General features: G+C 64.2%; 14 protein-coding genes and 1 tRNA gene. 9 read left to right on the top strand and 6 right to left on the bottom strand.

From position 1 onward, the window contains the following. Positions 1–49: 49 nt before the first annotated feature. Positions 50–991 carry a LysR substrate-binding domain-containing protein gene (locus V8683_RS22850; RefSeq protein ID WP_411190055.1) on the top strand — a complete coding sequence of 314 codons (942 nt, stop codon included), beginning with the start codon at positions 50–52 and terminating at the stop codon, positions 989–991. A gap of 43 nt (positions 992–1,034) precedes the next feature. Here V8683_RS22850 and alaS read toward each other — a convergent pair whose 3' ends face one another. Next, positions 1,035–3,659 (bottom strand): alanine--tRNA ligase, encoded by a 2,625-nt coding sequence (alaS, locus tag V8683_RS22845; protein WP_411190056.1) that lies wholly within the window; start codon positions 3,657–3,659, stop codon positions 1,035–1,037. 421 nt (positions 3,660–4,080) lie between these two features. On the opposite strand from alaS, the gene V8683_RS22840 reads away from it, so the two are divergent. Both V8683_RS22840 and V8683_RS22835 read left to right on the top strand, forming a co-directional pair. After that, positions 4,081–5,301, top strand: a complete 1,221-nt coding sequence (locus V8683_RS22840; RefSeq protein ID WP_411190057.1) for a CaiB/BaiF CoA transferase family protein — start codon at positions 4,081–4,083, stop codon at positions 5,299–5,301. A gap of 216 nt (positions 5,302–5,517) precedes the next feature. Continuing rightward, the gene (locus V8683_RS22835; RefSeq protein ID WP_411190058.1) at positions 5,518–7,236 is read left to right on the top strand and encodes a glutamine--tRNA ligase/YqeY domain fusion protein; all 1,719 of its coding nucleotides are present in this window, start codon (positions 5,518–5,520) and stop codon (positions 7,234–7,236) included. An 88-nt stretch (positions 7,237–7,324) separates the two neighbouring features. Here V8683_RS22835 and V8683_RS22830 read toward each other — a convergent pair whose 3' ends face one another. Both V8683_RS22830 and V8683_RS22825 read right to left on the bottom strand, forming a co-directional pair. Then, the gene (locus tag V8683_RS22830; RefSeq protein WP_411190059.1) at positions 7,325–7,774 is read right to left on the bottom strand and encodes an NUDIX hydrolase; all 450 of its coding nucleotides are present in this window, start codon (positions 7,772–7,774) and stop codon (positions 7,325–7,327) included. A gap of 10 nt (positions 7,775–7,784) precedes the next feature. Next, positions 7,785–8,174, bottom strand: coding sequence for a hypothetical protein (locus V8683_RS22825; RefSeq protein ID WP_411190060.1), 390 nt, complete (start codon positions 8,172–8,174; stop codon positions 7,785–7,787). 186 nt (positions 8,175–8,360) lie between these two features. On the opposite strand from V8683_RS22825, the gene V8683_RS22820 reads away from it, so the two are divergent. After that, positions 8,361–8,597: a hypothetical protein gene (locus V8683_RS22820; RefSeq protein WP_411190061.1), complete on the top strand. Its 237-nt coding sequence runs from the start codon at positions 8,361–8,363 to the stop codon at positions 8,595–8,597. 81 nt (positions 8,598–8,678) lie between these two features. Here V8683_RS22820 and V8683_RS22815 read toward each other — a convergent pair. Together V8683_RS22815 and V8683_RS22810 are read right to left on the bottom strand one after the other, a co-directional pair. Next, positions 8,679–8,755, bottom strand: a tRNA-Arg gene (locus V8683_RS22815). A 111-nt stretch (positions 8,756–8,866) separates the two neighbouring features. After that, on the bottom strand, positions 8,867–9,697 hold the full coding sequence (locus V8683_RS22810) for an undecaprenyl-diphosphate phosphatase (RefSeq protein WP_411190062.1): 831 nt from the start codon (positions 9,695–9,697) through the stop codon (positions 8,867–8,869). Between the two features lie 568 nt (positions 9,698–10,265). On the opposite strand from V8683_RS22810, the gene V8683_RS22805 reads away from it, so the two are divergent. From V8683_RS22805 to V8683_RS22790, 4 genes are all read left to right on the top strand, one after another. Next, positions 10,266–11,177: an aldose epimerase family protein gene (locus V8683_RS22805; RefSeq protein WP_411190064.1), complete on the top strand. Its 912-nt coding sequence runs from the start codon at positions 10,266–10,268 to the stop codon at positions 11,175–11,177. Between the two features lie 157 nt (positions 11,178–11,334). Next, positions 11,335–12,033 (top strand): peptidoglycan DD-metalloendopeptidase family protein, encoded by a 699-nt coding sequence (locus tag V8683_RS22800; protein ID WP_411190065.1) that lies wholly within the window; start codon positions 11,335–11,337, stop codon positions 12,031–12,033. A gap of 609 nt (positions 12,034–12,642) precedes the next feature. After that, a complete protein-coding gene (locus V8683_RS22795; protein WP_411190066.1) occupies positions 12,643–12,957 on the top strand; it encodes a DUF2288 domain-containing protein in 315 nt (104 codons plus the stop codon). Beyond that, the gene (locus tag V8683_RS22790) at positions 12,954–14,303 is read left to right on the top strand and encodes an MATE family efflux transporter (protein ID WP_411190578.1); all 1,350 of its coding nucleotides are present in this window, start codon (positions 12,954–12,956) and stop codon (positions 14,301–14,303) included. The genes V8683_RS22795 and V8683_RS22790 overlap by 4 nt, the downstream gene beginning before the upstream one ends. Positions 14,304–14,324: 21 nt before the next feature. Here V8683_RS22790 and V8683_RS22785 read toward each other — a convergent pair whose 3' ends face one another. After that, positions 14,325–14,633, bottom strand: a complete 309-nt coding sequence (locus tag V8683_RS22785; RefSeq protein ID WP_411190601.1) for a hypothetical protein — start codon at positions 14,631–14,633, stop codon at positions 14,325–14,327. Here V8683_RS22785 and V8683_RS22780 point away from each other — a divergent pair. Further along, on the top strand, positions 14,632–14,805 hold the full coding sequence (locus tag V8683_RS22780) for a hypothetical protein (RefSeq protein WP_411190067.1): 174 nt from the start codon (positions 14,632–14,634) through the stop codon (positions 14,803–14,805). The genes V8683_RS22785 and V8683_RS22780 overlap by 2 nt on opposite strands. The last annotated feature ends 231 nt before the right edge of the window (positions 14,806–15,036 follow it).

Genomic DNA, 15,036 nt, shown 5'->3' with positions numbered 1-15,036 from the left:
ATCACGAAAAATGAATTATGATGAGCGAATCCATCCCAAGGAGAGAATCATGGATCTGACCGCACTGGCCATTTTTCGGGCGGTGGTCCACGAAAACGGCGTGACGCGCGCGGCGGCGAAGCTCAACCGGGTGCAGTCGAACGTCACGACGCGTATCAAGCAGCTCGAAGAACAGCTCGGCGCCGAGCTCTTCACGCGCGAAGGGCGCCGGCTCGTCCTGACGCCCGCGGGCGAAACGCTGCTGCCCTACGCCGAGCGCCTGCTCGCGCTCGCCGACGAAGCGCGCCACGCGGTCAAAAGCGGCCGACCCTCGGGACGGCTGCGCCTCGGCACGATGGAAAGCACGGCGGCAAGCCGCCTGCCCGGCGTGCTCGCGCGCTATCACCAGGACTGGCCCGAGGTCACGCTCGAACTCGAAACCGGCACCACCAGCCACCTGACCCAGCGCCTGAGGGAATTCGAGGTGGACGCCGCGCTGATCTCCATGCCGCTCGGCGGCCCGCCCGACGCCGCGCTGTTCGAGTACGTGCCGGTCTACCGCGAGGAACTCGTGATACTGACCCCGCGCGGCCACCGGCCGATCCGCCAGCCCGGCGACGTCGCCCTCTCCACGCTCGTCGCGTTCGAGCGCGGCTGCGCCTATCGCAGCTACATCGAGCGCTGGTATCTCGAATACGGCATCCGGCCCACGCGCGTGCTCGAACTCGGGTCGTATCACGCGATCGTTGCCTGTGTGGCGGCAGGCGCAGGCGTGGCGGTCGCACCGCGCTCGGTGCTGGAACTGCAGCGCAACGTGGACGACATTGCGATGCATCCGCTGGGGAAGCACGGGCTCATCGACACGCTGCTCATCTGGCGGCGCGGACATTTTTCGCCGGCGCTCGACGCGCTCAAGGGCGCCCTGCTGGAAAACGCCGGAGGCGCACAAGACGCGGGAGACGCGCAACAAAAAGGGCTGCCCTCACGGACAGCCCTTCTTCAAACCCGCTAACGGACGAATTAACGACCGGACGAATTGACGACCGAATCGGCGCTTACAGCTTCGCCTCGACCCAGCCCTTCACGCCTGCGAGCGCGGCCGGCAGGTTGGCCGGCTCGGTGCCGCCCGCCTGCGCCATGTCGGGACGACCGCCGCCCTTGCCGCCCACCTGCTGGGCGACGAAGTTCACGAGCTCGCCCGCCTTGACCTTCTTGCTCGCCTCGGCCGTGACGCCGGCGATCAGGCTCACCTTGCCGCCCTCCACCGCCGCCAGCACGATCGCCGCGCTCTTGAGCTTGTCCTTGAGCTTGTCCATGGTCTCGCGCAGCGTCTTGACATCGGCGCCTTCGAGCGTCGCCGCCAGCACGTGCACGCCGTTCACCTCGACGGCCTGGCCCACGAGCTCGTCGCCCTGGCTCGACGCCAGCTTCGACTTGAGCGCGCCCAGTTCCTTTTCGAGCGACTTGACCTGGTCCTGCACCTGCGCGATGCGCTGCGTGAGTTCCGCAGGCTGCGCCTTCAAAGCCGCGGCCGCCGCGTTGATGCGCGCGTCGAGCTCCTGCACGTAGCGCACGGCGTTGTCGCCCGTGATCGCTTCCACGCGACGGATGCCCGCGGCCACGCCGCCTTCCATCACGATCTTGAAGAGGCCGATGTCGCCGCTGCGCGTCACGTGCGTGCCGCCGCACAGCTCGCGCGAGAAGCCGAGGTCGAGCACGCGCACTTCGTCGCCGTACTTCTCGCCGAAGAGCGCCATCGCGCCGCCCTTCACCGCTTCGTCGAACGGCATCACGCGCACGATGCCGGGCGCGTTCGCGAGCACTTCCGCGTTGACGATCTGCTCCACGCGGCGGATTTCGTCGTCCGTCATCGGCGCATTGTGCGCGAAGTCGAAGCGCGTCTTCTCGGCGTCGACGAGCGAACCCTTCTGCTGCACGTGGGTGCCGAGCACTTCGCGCAACGCCTTGTGCATCAGGTGCGTGGCCGAGTGGTTGCGTTGCGTGCGGGCACGGCGGATCGCGTCGATTTCCGCCTTCACGACGTCGCCCACCTTCAGCGTGCCTTGTTCGAGCGTGCCGTGATGGCCGAAAACGTCGGCCTGGACCTTGAGCGTATCGGTCACCGCGAAGCGCACGCTCGCGTTCGCGATCACGCCCTGGTCGCCCACCTGGCCGCCCGATTCCGCGTAGAACGGCGTGTGGTCGAGCACGACCACGGCGTCCTGACCGGTCTTCACTTCGTTGACCGATGCACCGTCCACGTAGAGCGCGACGATCTTCGCGTCGTCGAACACAATCTCTTCGTAGCCGTGGAACGTGGTCTTCGCGCCCGAGTACTCGAGGCCCTGGGTCATCTTGAACTTGCCCGCCGCGCGGGCCTGCTCGCGCTGGCGCGCCATGGCATCGTCGAAAGCCGGTTCGTCGACGCTCACGTTGCGCTCGCGGCAAACGTCCGCCGTGAGGTCGAGCGGAAAGCCGTAGGTGTCGTGCAGCTTGAACGCGAGCTCGCCGTCGAGCGTCTTGCCGCCCTTCTTCTCCAGATCGGCCAGCTCGGCTTCGAGAATCGACATGCCGTGCTCGATGGTTTCGAAGAAGCGCTCCTCTTCCTGGCGCAGCACGTCGGTCACGCGCTGCTCTGCTTCCTTCAGTTCCGGGTAGGCCGCGCCCATTTCCGCGACGAGGTCCGCCACGAGCTTGTGGAAGAACGCGCTCTTCTGGCCAAGCTTGTAGCCGTGGCGGATCGCACGACGCACGATGCGGCGCAGCACATAGCCGCGGCCTTCGTTGCCGGGAATCACGCCGTCGACGATCAGGAACGAGCACGCGCGGATGTGGTCGGCAATGACCTTCAGCGAATTGTTCGTGAGATCGGGCGTATGCGTTTCGCGCGAGGCGGCCTTGATCAGGTTCTGGAACAGGTCGATCTCGTAGTTGCTGTGCACGTGCTGCAGCACGGCCGCGAGACGCTCCAGCCCCATGCCCGTATCGACGCACTGCTTGGGCAGCGGCGTCATGTTGCCCTGGGCGTCGCGGTTGAACTGCATGAACACGAGATTCCAGATCTCGATGAAGCGGTCGCCGTCTTCTTCAGGAGACCCCGGGGGGCCGCCCCAGATTTCCGGGCCGTGGTCGTAGAACACTTCAGAACACGGACCGCAGGGGCCGGTATCGGCCATCTGCCAGAAGTTGTCCGACGCGTAGCGCGCACCCTTGTTGTCGCCGATGCGGATGATGCGCTCGGTCGGCACGCCGATTTCCTTCGCCCAGATGTCGAACGCCTCGTCGTCTTCCTGGTAGACGGTGACCGTGAGCTTTTCCGCCGGCAGGCTGTAGACCTTCGTCAGCAGTTCCCAGCAGTAGTGGATCGCGTCGCGCTTGAAGTAGTCGCCGAATGAGAAGTTGCCGAGCATCTCGAAGAACGTGTGGTGACGCGCCGTATAGCCGACGTTCTCCAGATCGTTGTGCTTGCCGCCGGCGCGCACGCTGCGCTGCGCGGTGGTCGCGCGCGAGTACGGGCGCGATTCGGTGCCGAGGAACACGTCCTTGAACTGCACCATGCCGGAATTGGTGAAGAGCAGCGTGGGGTCGTTGCCCGGCACGAGGCTCGACGAGCGCACGATGGTGTGGCCCTTCGATTCAAAGAACTTGAGGAATTTCTCGCGGATTTCAGCGGCTTTCATGGCGTGCTTGCGGGCGTCCTGTGCGTATGTCCCGGCCTTCGGGCCTGCCTGGCGGCACGCCGCGCGCGAGTCGTGCGCCGACGTGACGGCCGGAGGGCCTCCGGTTGTTTCGGTTGGGTTCGAACCGGGTTCGTAGCGGTTTCGATCAGCGGCTAACCCGGCGCAAAACGGCGTGTTCGCGCGTGCATCGCTCGCTGGGGAATCGGTCGATTATACGGGATCGAAGCAGGCTCGCGGCAGCGCGCTCCGTCCGGCGTGCGAAGGCGCGACATCGCGTACTCCACTCCCCCGCACAACATCGCTAAGTTCCGCTTGGCGAAACAACGTACCGAAAATTGGCATAGGGAGTCCGAATCCCTTAAGATGCCGTGAACGCGCCGCGCCTCGCGGCCAGCCAGACAACTACATCGGAAGACACTCTATGGGCGCTCTGAGCCATATCCGCGTACTCGACCTGACCCGCGTGCTGGCAGGCCCGTGGTGCGCGCAGACCCTCGCCGACTTCGGCGCGGACGTGATCAAGGTGGAACGCCCCGGCGCCGGCGACGACACGCGCCACTGGGGCCCCCCGTACCTGAAAACGCCCAGCGGGGAGGACACGGCCGAAGCCGCCTACTATCTCGCCGCGAACCGCAACAAGCGGTCCGTGACCCTGGATATCGCCACGCCGGAAGGCCAGCGCATCGTGCGCGAACTCGCCGCGCAAAGCGACGTCGTGCTCGAGAACTACAAAGCGGGCCAGCTCAAGAAATATGGCCTCGACTACGCGTCGCTGCGCGAAGTGAAGCCCGATATCGTGTACTGCTCGGTGACGGGCTTCGGCCAGACCGGCCCCTATGCGTCGCGCGCGGGCTACGACTTCATCGTGCAGGGCATGGGCGGCTTCATGAGCATCACGGGCGAGCGCGACAGCCTGCCCGGCGGCGGCCCGCAGAAGGCGGGCGTGGCCATTGCCGACCTGATGACGGGCATGTACGCGACCATCGCCGTGCTCACGGCGCTCGCGCACCGCGACCGCACCGGCGTGGGCCAGTACATCGACATGGCGCTCCTCGACGTGCAGGTGGCCATGCTCGCGAACATGAACTCGAACTACCTCGCGAGCGGCAATCCGCCGGCGCGCTGGGGCAACGCGCATCCCAATATCGTGCCCTACCAGGCGTTCCAGACGAGCGACAGCTGGATCATCATCGCAGTGGGCAACGACGGGCAGTTCCGCAAGTTCGTCGAAGCGGGCGGCCGGCCGGAACTCGCCGACGACGCGCGCTTCGCGACCAATCCGGAGCGCGTGCGTCATCGCGATACGCTCGTGCCGATCCTCGCGGAGATGGTCCGCACGCGCGCGAAGGCCGACTGGATCGCGGCGCTGGAGGGCGCTGGCGTGCCCTGCGGGCCGATCAACGACCTCTCCGAAGTGTTCGAGAACGAGCAGGTGGTGGCGCGCGAAATGCGCGTGGACCTGCCGCATCCGTCGGGCGGCACGGTCAAGCTCGTGCGCAACCCCGTACGCATGAGCGAGACGCCGCCGCGCGTGGAAAACCATCCGCCGACGCTTGGCGAGCACACCGACGAGGTGCTGCGCGACGTGCTCGGCTACGGCGACGAGGAGGTGGCGTCGCTGCGCGGCAAGGGCGTGGTCTAGCGCCTCTTCATACCGCCATCGATTCGATGGCCCCGCGGCCGGTTGCCAGGGCCGCTCGCGACGTTGACGGGCCTGCGCGGCCCGCGGACTGTCGCGCCCGGTTGCGTCAGGTAGAATGGTCATCATCAGCCCGGCGCGCGTGCCGCCGCCATCCCGACGGAATCTCGTCGGAGTCCTGGCAAAAGCGCGCGCCCTCGAACGATCTTCCCTTTTCGCATGAATACCGAACGTAAAGACGCCGACCGCACGGACGCGCCTGCGGCATCCAATTTCATCCGCAACATCATCGACGACGACAACCGCTCGGACAAGTGGGGCCAGCGCGTGGAAACGCGCTTCCCGCCGGAGCCGAACGGCTATCTGCACATTGGCCACGCGAAGAGCATCTGCCTGAACTTCGGCGTCGCGAAAAGCTATGGCGGCGTATGCCACCTTCGCTTCGACGACACGAACCCGGAGAAGGAAGACGTCGAGTACGTCAACTCGATCGTCGACGCCGTCGAGTGGCTGGGCTTCGAATGGAAGAAGGACGATCAGGAATACCTCTTCTACGCCAGCGACTACTACGACAAACTCTATGAGTTCGCCGAACTGCTGATCCAGCGCGGCAAAGCGTATGTGGACAGCCAGTCGCCGGACGAGATGCGCGCGAACCGCGGCTCGGCCACCGAGGCGGGCAAGAACTCGCCGTTCCGCGATCGCTCCGTGGAAGAAAACCTCGACCTGTTCCGCCGCATGAAGGCCGGCGAGTTCGAGGAAGGTGCGCACGTGCTGCGCGCGAAGATCGACATGGCGTCGCCGAACTTCAACATGCGCGATCCGGTGATCTACCGCATCCGCTTCGCACACCACTACCGCACGGGCGACAAGTGGTGCGTGTATCCGATGTACGACTACACGCATTGCATCTCGGACGCGCTCGAAAACATCACGCATTCGCTCTGTACGCTGGAATTCGAGGACCATCGCCCGCTCTACGACTGGGTGCTCAACGAACTGGCGGACGCCGGCGTCTTCACTCGCCCGCTGCCGCAGCAAATCGAATTCTCGCGCCTGAACCTCACCTACGCGATCACGAGCAAGCGCAAGCTGCTGCAACTCGTGACCGAAGGCCACGTGGACGGCTGGGACGACCCGCGCATGCCCACCATCGTCGGAGTGCGCCGCCGCGGCTTCACGCCCGAGGCCATCCAGCTCTTCTGCGAGCGCATCGGCGTGACCAAGGTCGATTCGTGGATCGACATGAGCGTGTTCGAAGGCGCACTGCGCGACGACCTCGACGACAAGGCGCCGCGCACGGCCGCCGTGCTCGATCCGCTCAAGCTCATCATCGACAACTATCCCGAAGGCCAGAGCGAGGACTGCACGGCCCCTGTGCATCCGCATCATCCGGAGCGCGGCCTTCGCACGTTCCCGATCTCGCGCGAGCTGTGGATCGAGCGCGAGGATTTCAACGAGGCGCCGCCCAAGGGCTACTTCCGCCTGTTCCCGGGCAACAAGGTGCGTCTGCGCTACGGCTTCGTGATCGAATGCACGGGCGCGGACAAGGACGAGAACGGCAACGTGGTCGCCGTGCACTGCAACTACTTCCCGGACAGCAAGTCAGGTACCGAAGGCGCGAACAACTACAAGGTCAAGGGCAACATCCACTGGGTGAGCGCGGCGCAGGCCTGCCCGGCGGAGGTGCGGCTCTACGACCGCCTGTTCCGCGAAGAGCAGCCTGACGCCGGCGGCCGTAGCTTCCTCGAAGCGCTCAATCCGGATTCGAAGCGCGTGGTGCAGGCGTATCTGGAACCGGGCGCGCGCGACGCGGTGCCGGAAGACCGCTACCAGTTCGAACGTCACGGCTACTTCGTTGCCGACCGCTACGATTCGAAGCCGGGCAAGCCGGTGTTCAACCGCATCGTCGGCCTGCGCGACAGTTGGGGTAAATAAGCGGCACGAGCGTTCCGCCAGTCGAAAAAAAACCGCACTTCAAAGTGCGGTTTTTTATTGGCACGGCAGCGATGGCAATGCGCACCGCTCACAGCGTGCGATGCAGTTCCGCAAGCGAAAGCGTTGTCTCGAAAAGGCGCGTGAGACTACGGCTCGCGTAGCGCGCGACATCGCCAGGGGCGATCCACGACCACGCGTCCATTTCGGGGATCATCACGCCGTCTTCGCGGCGCGGAAAGAGCGACGTGCAGTGGCAGCGCGACAGGTCGAGTTCCTGCGGCAACGCACGCGCGGCGAAGAGATGCAGATCCTTGTCCCGCCGGTAGACGAAGCGCCCGAGGTCCGTGAGGCGCGATGCGTCGATCTCGATGCCCGTCTCCTCCACCATTTCGCGCAGCGCGCTCGTGCTCTCCGTCTCGCCGGGTTCGCCCTGCCCCTTCGGGATGTCCCAGTGGTTCGTGCCTGTCGCATGCGCGAGCAGCACCCGGCCCTGCGGATCGAGCAGTACCGTGCCGCACGAAACGATCTTGCCGCTCACGCCGCGGGGCTCAATGCGTCTTCTGGTAGACCCATGCGCCCGTGCCCTGGCGGCAGAACCGCGGACGCAGCGTCATCGACTGGCCCTTGGCGTTGACGACCACCTGGGTGTCGCGGCAGGTCGTATCGCCGGTCGTTTCGGTCTTCGTCGGCGTGATGGTCGCGTCGATCTTCACGCTGTTGCGCAGACCTTCGTTTGTCCAGGTCGCGGACTCGCCGTCCTGCTTTTGATCGACGGCCTCGCGCACGGCCTTGGAAAGCGAAGCGTTGTCGGCCTGCCTCATGTAGGCCGCCGGCGTGTTGTTGAGAAAGCCGAGATTCTGGGCATGGGCAACGCTGCCAAGCGTCGCGAGCAGCAGACCCGCGCCAAGGCTGGACAGGATTCGGGGGGACATCGGCATCGAAGCTTCTCCTTGAAAGGCTGTCGTCGCCGGGGAGGATAGCACGCGCCCTATTTTTCCTGCGCACGGGTGAACGCGAACGGGGCCACCGTTTGGGACGAGTCTGATAGCGACGTAAGAATTGTCTCCCTATTCTGGACACATTCGACGCCTCAGCTGTCCCGACAGACTCGCATATTGTCCATCATGACCTACTCTACCGCCCTTCGGGTGTTCGCCTTCGCGCTCGCCCTCATCTGCATCGGCCTCATGGCCCTTGTGGCGCATTACCTGCCGGCATCCGGCACCGCCGCGCGCCTGCCCCGCGCCATCCACGTACCCGCGCCGCACTGGCCCGACTCTATGTTGCGCGGCGGCACGGTTTGCTTGCTCGTGTCGTTCGTTGTACTTATTGCTACCTGTTGCATGATTGCGAGTCTTTGAGGCGGGTAGCTGCTTTCTTCCTGCTCCGTGCAAAAAACAAAAAGCCCAGTCGCAACGACCGGGCTAATTGCTTGAATTGATTGGCGCGACAGGAGGGGCTCGAACCCCCGACCCTCGGCTTAGAAGGCCGATGCTCTATCCAGCTGAGCTACTGTCGCGCAGAAGCGCGTCGTCCGCGCCACCCGCCTTCCCACGCGTCGAACGCGGCAAGACGGGCGCTGGATTATACCGCGTCCGGATCAGGCGGGCCGCACCCGACCCGCGTCGCGTCAGACCGGCTGCTGATGGACCACGAACCAGCCGAGACAAATGGCGCCCGCGATCACGCAGTACACGCCAAACGAGGCAAGACGCCCGCGTCCTTCGAAATAACGCATCAGGAAGCGCACGCTAAGCCATGCGGCAATGCCCGTGAGCACACCGCCCACCACCGCCGTCATCAACTGATCGCGCGCGTGAAAAAGCTTCGGCAGTTCAAGCAGCCCCGCGGCGAAAATGATCGGCGTGCCGAGCAGAAACGAGAACTCAGCGGCCTTCTCGGTCGTCAGTCCGGCAGCATTACCCGCGATCATCGTGAGACCGCTGCGGGAAAAACCCGGGATCAACGCACCGATCTGCGCGAGGCCCACGAGAAAAGCCTGGCGAAACGAGAGCCGCTCCGGTGGCCGATGCGTACGGGTGCGCTGCAGGCGATCGCCGAACCACAGCAACACGCCATTGATCATCAGCGCGACAGCGACGATGCGCAGGTCATGAAAGAGCGCCTCAATGCGCTTTTCCAGCACGAGGCCGACGATTCCGGCCGGAATCGTGCCGATGATCAGCGCCCACACCATATGGCTGTCGTCACTGTGGCGTCCGGCGAGCGAGCCAAAGAAACCGCGGATCAGCGCAACCCAGCGTTCGCGGAAATACCACAGCAGCGCAACGGCGGTGCCGAGGTGCAGCGCGACCAGGAACGGCAACAACTGTGGCGCATGCTTGTCGATATGCATGCCAAACAACGCCGGCACCAGCAACGTATGGCCAAGGCTGCTGACAGGAAAGAGTTCGGTAACGCCCTGCAGCACGCTCAAAAAGAGTAGAAACCAGAGACTCACTCGCGAATCCTCAAAGTGGGGTGGTTGACGCCGAGCCGAGGCAGTGTCGGCGCGGCAGAGCGCACCGATTATGCCGGTGGCCGCCGCTGAGCGCCACGCATCGAGGGAGATTTGTCGGCAAATTTACGGCGCCGCAACAATTTTGCGGACGCAGACGTGGAGAATGGCGCCAGGTGATGAGGGACGCAGTCGCGCAATCGGGAGCCGGTCGCGCGGACGGGATGCGATATCCGCCGATAGCGTGGAAAGCGCTGGAAAACGGGGCTGAAGCAGGCCGCGAGGTGTGCGTGCTTCAGCGCGCCATCTTGTAGAAAAAGTAAGCGCTACTGCCGACAAACAGGCCGAACAGTGCCGTACTCATGGCCATGGCGATATCCATGGAACCTCCTGGATCAATCCGTGCGCTATCGCACGATGTAGCGCGATTATCCGTCCCCGACTTCGCGCGCCATACCCGCGCTTTCCCGACAAAGGGTTTTCACGCATCGGAAAGCGGCGCACAATCCGCGTGCATGGCGCGGCGCAGCCGCGACCCGCCTACCCCTCCCCCTTTCCTCACGCGAGCCCAATGGAATCCAGCCCTCAGCACGACATCCTCGATATCTCCAGCGGCGCTTCGATGCTGCGCTTCGCCCCGTGGGCCGGCGGACGGCTGCTCTCGTGGCATGTCGACGGCCAACCTGTCATCCACTGGCCCGAGCAGGCGAACTGGAGCGAGCCCGCGCGCATACGCGGCGGCAACCCGCTGCTGTTCCCGTTCCTCGGCCGTCATCGCGTGGATGGCCAGATCGGCCGCTGGCGCGACGCACAGGGTGTCGTCCGTGATCTGCCCATGCACGGCTTCGCGCGCGACCTGCCGTTCGCGACGCAGATCGATGACGACGGGCGCGGTATTCACATGACGCTCGCCGACTCGGAGGCCACCCGCACCGGCTACCCGTTCTCGTTCCGCTTCGAAGCGGCCTACCGCCTCGCCGACGATCACACGCTCGATGTCTCGCTGACTGCGGCCAATACCGGTAACAATCCGCTGCCCTGGTACGCCGGTCACCATTTCTATTTCGCGCTACCCCATGGGCAACGCGCGCAGACCACGATGGAACTGCCGCCGACAGTGCGCCGATATCAACTGCCGGACGGCTCGATTAGCCCATCCGAAGCCGGCGCGGCACAGTACCGCCTCGACGACCCGCAGATCCTCGACCGCTTTCACGTGCTCGAGCCGACGCCGCCCGCCGCACCGGTACGGATGATCGCGCCAGGTCTTGGCCGTGTCGTGACGATCGAACTCGATCGCCCCGGCTCGATGCCGTGGTACGCGGTGACGACCTGGACCGAAGCCGAAAACTCCGACTTCTATTGCATCGAGCCGTGGCTCGGCCTGCCGGATGCGATCCACAACGGGCTCGGACTGCATTGGCTCGCGCCTGGGGCAAGTGCGCGAGCCGATCTGCGCATCCGCGTTGACGCGCTCGTCTAACGCTACCTGCAAGCCTCCGGGGACCGTCGCCCGCTTCCATCCCGGACGGCGACGAGCGCGCTGCAAGCGACAATGACGCGCCCGCCCGGACAAACCCGCTAAAATCAGACGTTTTGCTGGCGCGGCCTGTCCGCCCGGCAGCGCCTTGCGAGGTTCAATGTTGGCAACAGGAATCAGACGTTTCGCCTGCGCGACGCTAGTCGCGCTGCTCGCCGCGTGCGGATCGGCGCCAGTCGGCCCCGGCTACTACCGTGTGGAACGCGGCGACACGGTAAACAAAATTGCGCGCAGCAAAGGGCAGTCCGTGCAAAACATCGTGCGCTGGAACAACCTGTCCAATCCCGATGCCATCGAGGTAGGCCAGGTCCTGCGCGTCGCACCGCCCGCGGGCGCGGTCAGCTCCGCGGCGCCCGCGGCAAGCGCTGCACCCCGAGCCAGCCGTCCCGCTCCTTCCGCCGCCGACAATGCACCGGCTGCCGCACCCGCCTCCTCGATCTCCCTCGTCTGGCCGGCCAACGGCACCGTGATCCGCAGTTTCGACGGGCGCAATTCGAAGGGCATCGACATCGCCAACAGCGCGGGTACCCCGGTAGTGGCGGCGGCGGCCGGCTCGGTCGTCTATGCCGGCAACGGCCTGCGCGGCTACGGCAATCTGCTGATCATCAAGCACAGCGGCGACTACCTGACGGCTTACGCACACAATCAGACGCTGCTCGTGAAAGAAGGTCAAACGGTGGCACAAGGGCAGCAGGTTGCACAGATGGGCAGCACCGACAGCGATCGCGTGATGCTGCACTTCGAGCTACGCTATCAGGGCCGATCGATCGACCCGACCCACGATTTGCCGTTACGCTGAGTTTCGGCGAATCGAACTCCGGACGAAAAAAAAGCCCGGCATGGCGCCGGGCTAACGGGGGTTTGGCGCATATCGGCAAAGGACCGGTTTACCATGCGCCGAAGTGCAATCTATCAATGGCGGTTAACGGGCGCAACGATTTAATTCGATTAAAAATGTGTCTCGGCGCACGGATTAAGGACCACACCCGCTTTTTATGGCGAACCTGATCGCCGTAAGCGCTGCCATCGAGCATTACCCGCGCTTGCCGTTATAACTTTACAAAATCAATACATAACATCCAGATCGTTGACTGGAAAGGATTTTTCTCAATCCATCAAAGCCGGACGAAGGCGATTCGAGGACATTTCCGACGCCGCCGGCAATGAACAATTTCGATCCGCCCCGCCTGAGTCGATTTTGTGGGCAAACGCACGCACATCGCGATTCAGCCGAGATTGCGCACAGGAATTTAAAACATATTTATCAATTCCGGCTTTTGTCTGCTTTTTATGATTAAGTCGAAAATCGCTTTGTATTATTAATAAGGATAGCCCGGGCCATGCGCGATTTTCCGCGCATCGTCTGCAGCACGGGATCGTTTATAGTATCTGCCGCAACCTTTCCAACATGACCATGACTACCCCAGACGCCGCGCCCAGCGCACTGTATGCCAAGTTGCTCGGCGAAACCGCAAAAATCGACTGGGAGGATCTCGAGCGGTTCTTCGCGCAAGGCAAGCTGCTTTCCGTCGCGCGCGATCTCGATCTCGTGAGCGTCGCCGAGGCCATAGCAAGCGACGACGCCGAACCCGTCACCCAATGGCTTTCCGCCGGGTTCATCGAGCGAATGCAGGCTGGCACCGCCACCGACTATGCCGCGCGCAAGCCGGAATTGTGGGCGGTCGTCGTCTCCCCCTGGATCTGCGTGCAGGAGCGCGGTTGAGCGACAGCCTTCCCCTTCCTGCAGAGCGCGGCTGGCACCGTCGGGTTCTGACGCTCGCTTTTCCGATCGTCCTCGCGAATCTCACCCAACCGATACTCGGCGCAGTCGATACGGCGGTCGCGGGTCACCTCGGCAGTGCGGCCGACCTCGGCGGCGTAGCGCTTGGCGGGCTGTTCTTCAACTTTGTATTCTGGGGATTCGGCTTCCTGCGCATGGGCACCACCGGGCTCGTCGCACAGGCATTCGGCGCCGGCGACCGCGCGGCACTGCGCGCCAATGTCGTGCGCGCGCTACTGCTGGCGTTCGCGATCGGCGCCCTGATTCTGGCGATCCAGGCGCCGTTGATTCGCTACGTGCTCGCGTTGATAGGCGGCAGCCATGAGGTGCAGGCCAACGCCCGACTCTATTGCGCGGGGCGCATTGGCTCCGCCCCGTTCGGCCTTGCGAACTACGTCGTGCTTGGCTATCTGCTGGGTACCCAGCGGGTGCGGGTGGCGCTCGCCGCTCAGGTGTTCATCAACGTCGTGAACATGATCGCGGTGCTGCTCTATGTATATGGGCTGCATTGGGGCATTGCCGGTATCGGCGCGGCCACCGCAACGGCGGATACATGCGGCTTTGTTTTCGGCGCAGCAGTGCTTTGGGGGCTACGGCCCCGCGGCCTCTCACCGCTTCAATGGGCTGACGTGCTCGAACCGAAGGCACTCAAGCGCCTCGTTGCCATCAACCGCGATATCTTTCTGCGGACGATGTGCCTGCTCGGATCGTTCGGCTGGTTTGCCCATCTGGGGGCGAAGCAGGGCGACACCATACTGGCCGCCAATGCGCTGCTGCTGAATTTTCAGACCTTCATGGCATACGGCCTGGACGGCTTTGCGCACGCGGCCGAGGCACTGGTCGGCGCCGCTATCGGCGCGCGCGACCGCGATGCCTTCCGGCAAGCGGTCAAGGTGAACCTGCTCTGGTCCGTGCTCGGCGCACTCGGGTTTTCGCTGGTCTATTGGGCGGCGGGCGGCTGGATCATCGACCGGCTAACCGATCAAGCTGCCGTGCGCGATGCCGCGCGGGCCTTCCTGCCTTGGGCTGCGCTCTCGCCGGTGATTTCGGTCTGGGGTTTTCTGCTGGACGGCGTCTTCATAGGCGCTACGCGCACGCACGATCTCATGCGTGCGATGGCGTTATCGCTCGCCCTATTTCTGGTGGCCTCGTGGGCCCTGGTAGGCCCTTTCGGCAATCATGGCTTGTGGGGTGCGTTGCTGCTCTTCATGGCCGCAAGAGGGTTGACGCTCTCGCCGCTGTTGCCACGGGTTTCCCGCGCCATCGTTCCTCGCGCCGGTCAGTCTTGACGGCACCGCGCCCCACAGTCGTTATTGAGCCGGCGGAGGGTTGTCGATCATCGTGGGCGGCCGGTCGTCGGTCGGAACGCCGTGATAGTCAGGCGGATCCTGCGGCGGCGTCCCATGGTGCTTGACGGTCATATCGTCGGCGCATGCGGAGAGGAAAGCGGCCATCGCTGCTGCAACAAAGATACGAAGCATTCGTCCGAATCCTTTCAAATTTATTTCGCTTCTGGCACGAAAATCGGGGGCGATGTCGCGCCCGATTTTCCCCACTTTTTTTCCTGCCTGTTGCTGTCCTAAGATACTTGTATGGCTGCAACCGAAGGAGGCTGCCATGGATGCCGAAACTATTGCGGGTCTCGCCGGGCTGGCCGTCGGCCTGCTTGTTCTGCTCGGGCTATCGATCTTCGAGTCCCGTGCCTACCGGAAAGAACACGACGGCGAAGGCATGATGCATCACTGGCTGGTCACGCATCACGTGCTTGATCGGGTACACCGCAGGCATTGAACGCAGACGCGCGGTTCGACGCGCCGCGCGCCGGTTGGTCCGCAACGACGCCCTGAGTTTTCAGGTCGCGGAGATTGTTTGGCCATATTATCGCGAGGCTCATGGGCAGACAGAGGCCATTTGCCTGCCGCCAACGCAAAAACCCCGGCTTGTGAGGGCCGGGGTTCTGCTGGATAAGGAGCCTGACGATTACCTACTTTCACACGGGCAATCCGCACTATCATCGGCGTG

This window comes from Paraburkholderia sp. AV2, from assembly GCF_054968425.1.
This window is presented reverse-complemented; position numbering and strand designations above follow the sequence as displayed.

Bases quoted from the DNA above. Each gene is read 5' to 3' on its own strand.
- V8683_RS22805 (WP_411190064.1), top strand. From the start codon at position 10,266: ATGGAATCCAGCCCTCAGCACGACATCCTCGATATCTCCAGCGGCGCT.
- V8683_RS22840 (WP_411190057.1), top strand. From the start codon at position 4,081: ATGGGCGCTCTGAGCCATATCCGCGTACTCGACCTGACCCGCGTGCTG.
- V8683_RS22795 (WP_411190066.1), top strand. From the start codon at position 12,643: ATGACCATGACTACCCCAGACGCCGCGCCCAGCGCACTGTATGCCAAG.
- V8683_RS22780 (WP_411190067.1), top strand. From the start codon at position 14,632: ATGGATGCCGAAACTATTGCGGGTCTCGCCGGGCTGGCCGTCGGCCTG.
- V8683_RS22800 (WP_411190065.1), top strand. From the start codon at position 11,335: ATGTTGGCAACAGGAATCAGACGTTTCGCCTGCGCGACGCTAGTCGCG.
- V8683_RS22825 (WP_411190060.1), bottom strand. From the start codon at position 8,174: ATGCCGATGTCCCCCCGAATCCTGTCCAGCCTTGGCGCGGGTCTGCTG.
- V8683_RS22820 (WP_411190061.1), top strand. From the start codon at position 8,361: ATGACCTACTCTACCGCCCTTCGGGTGTTCGCCTTCGCGCTCGCCCTC.
- V8683_RS22835 (WP_411190058.1), top strand. From the start codon at position 5,518: ATGAATACCGAACGTAAAGACGCCGACCGCACGGACGCGCCTGCGGCA.
- V8683_RS22785 (WP_411190601.1), bottom strand. From the start codon at position 14,633: ATGGCAGCCTCCTTCGGTTGCAGCCATACAAGTATCTTAGGACAGCAA.
- alaS (WP_411190056.1), bottom strand. From the start codon at position 3,659: ATGAAAGCCGCTGAAATCCGCGAGAAATTCCTCAAGTTCTTTGAATCG.
- V8683_RS22850 (WP_411190055.1), top strand. From the start codon at position 50: ATGGATCTGACCGCACTGGCCATTTTTCGGGCGGTGGTCCACGAAAAC.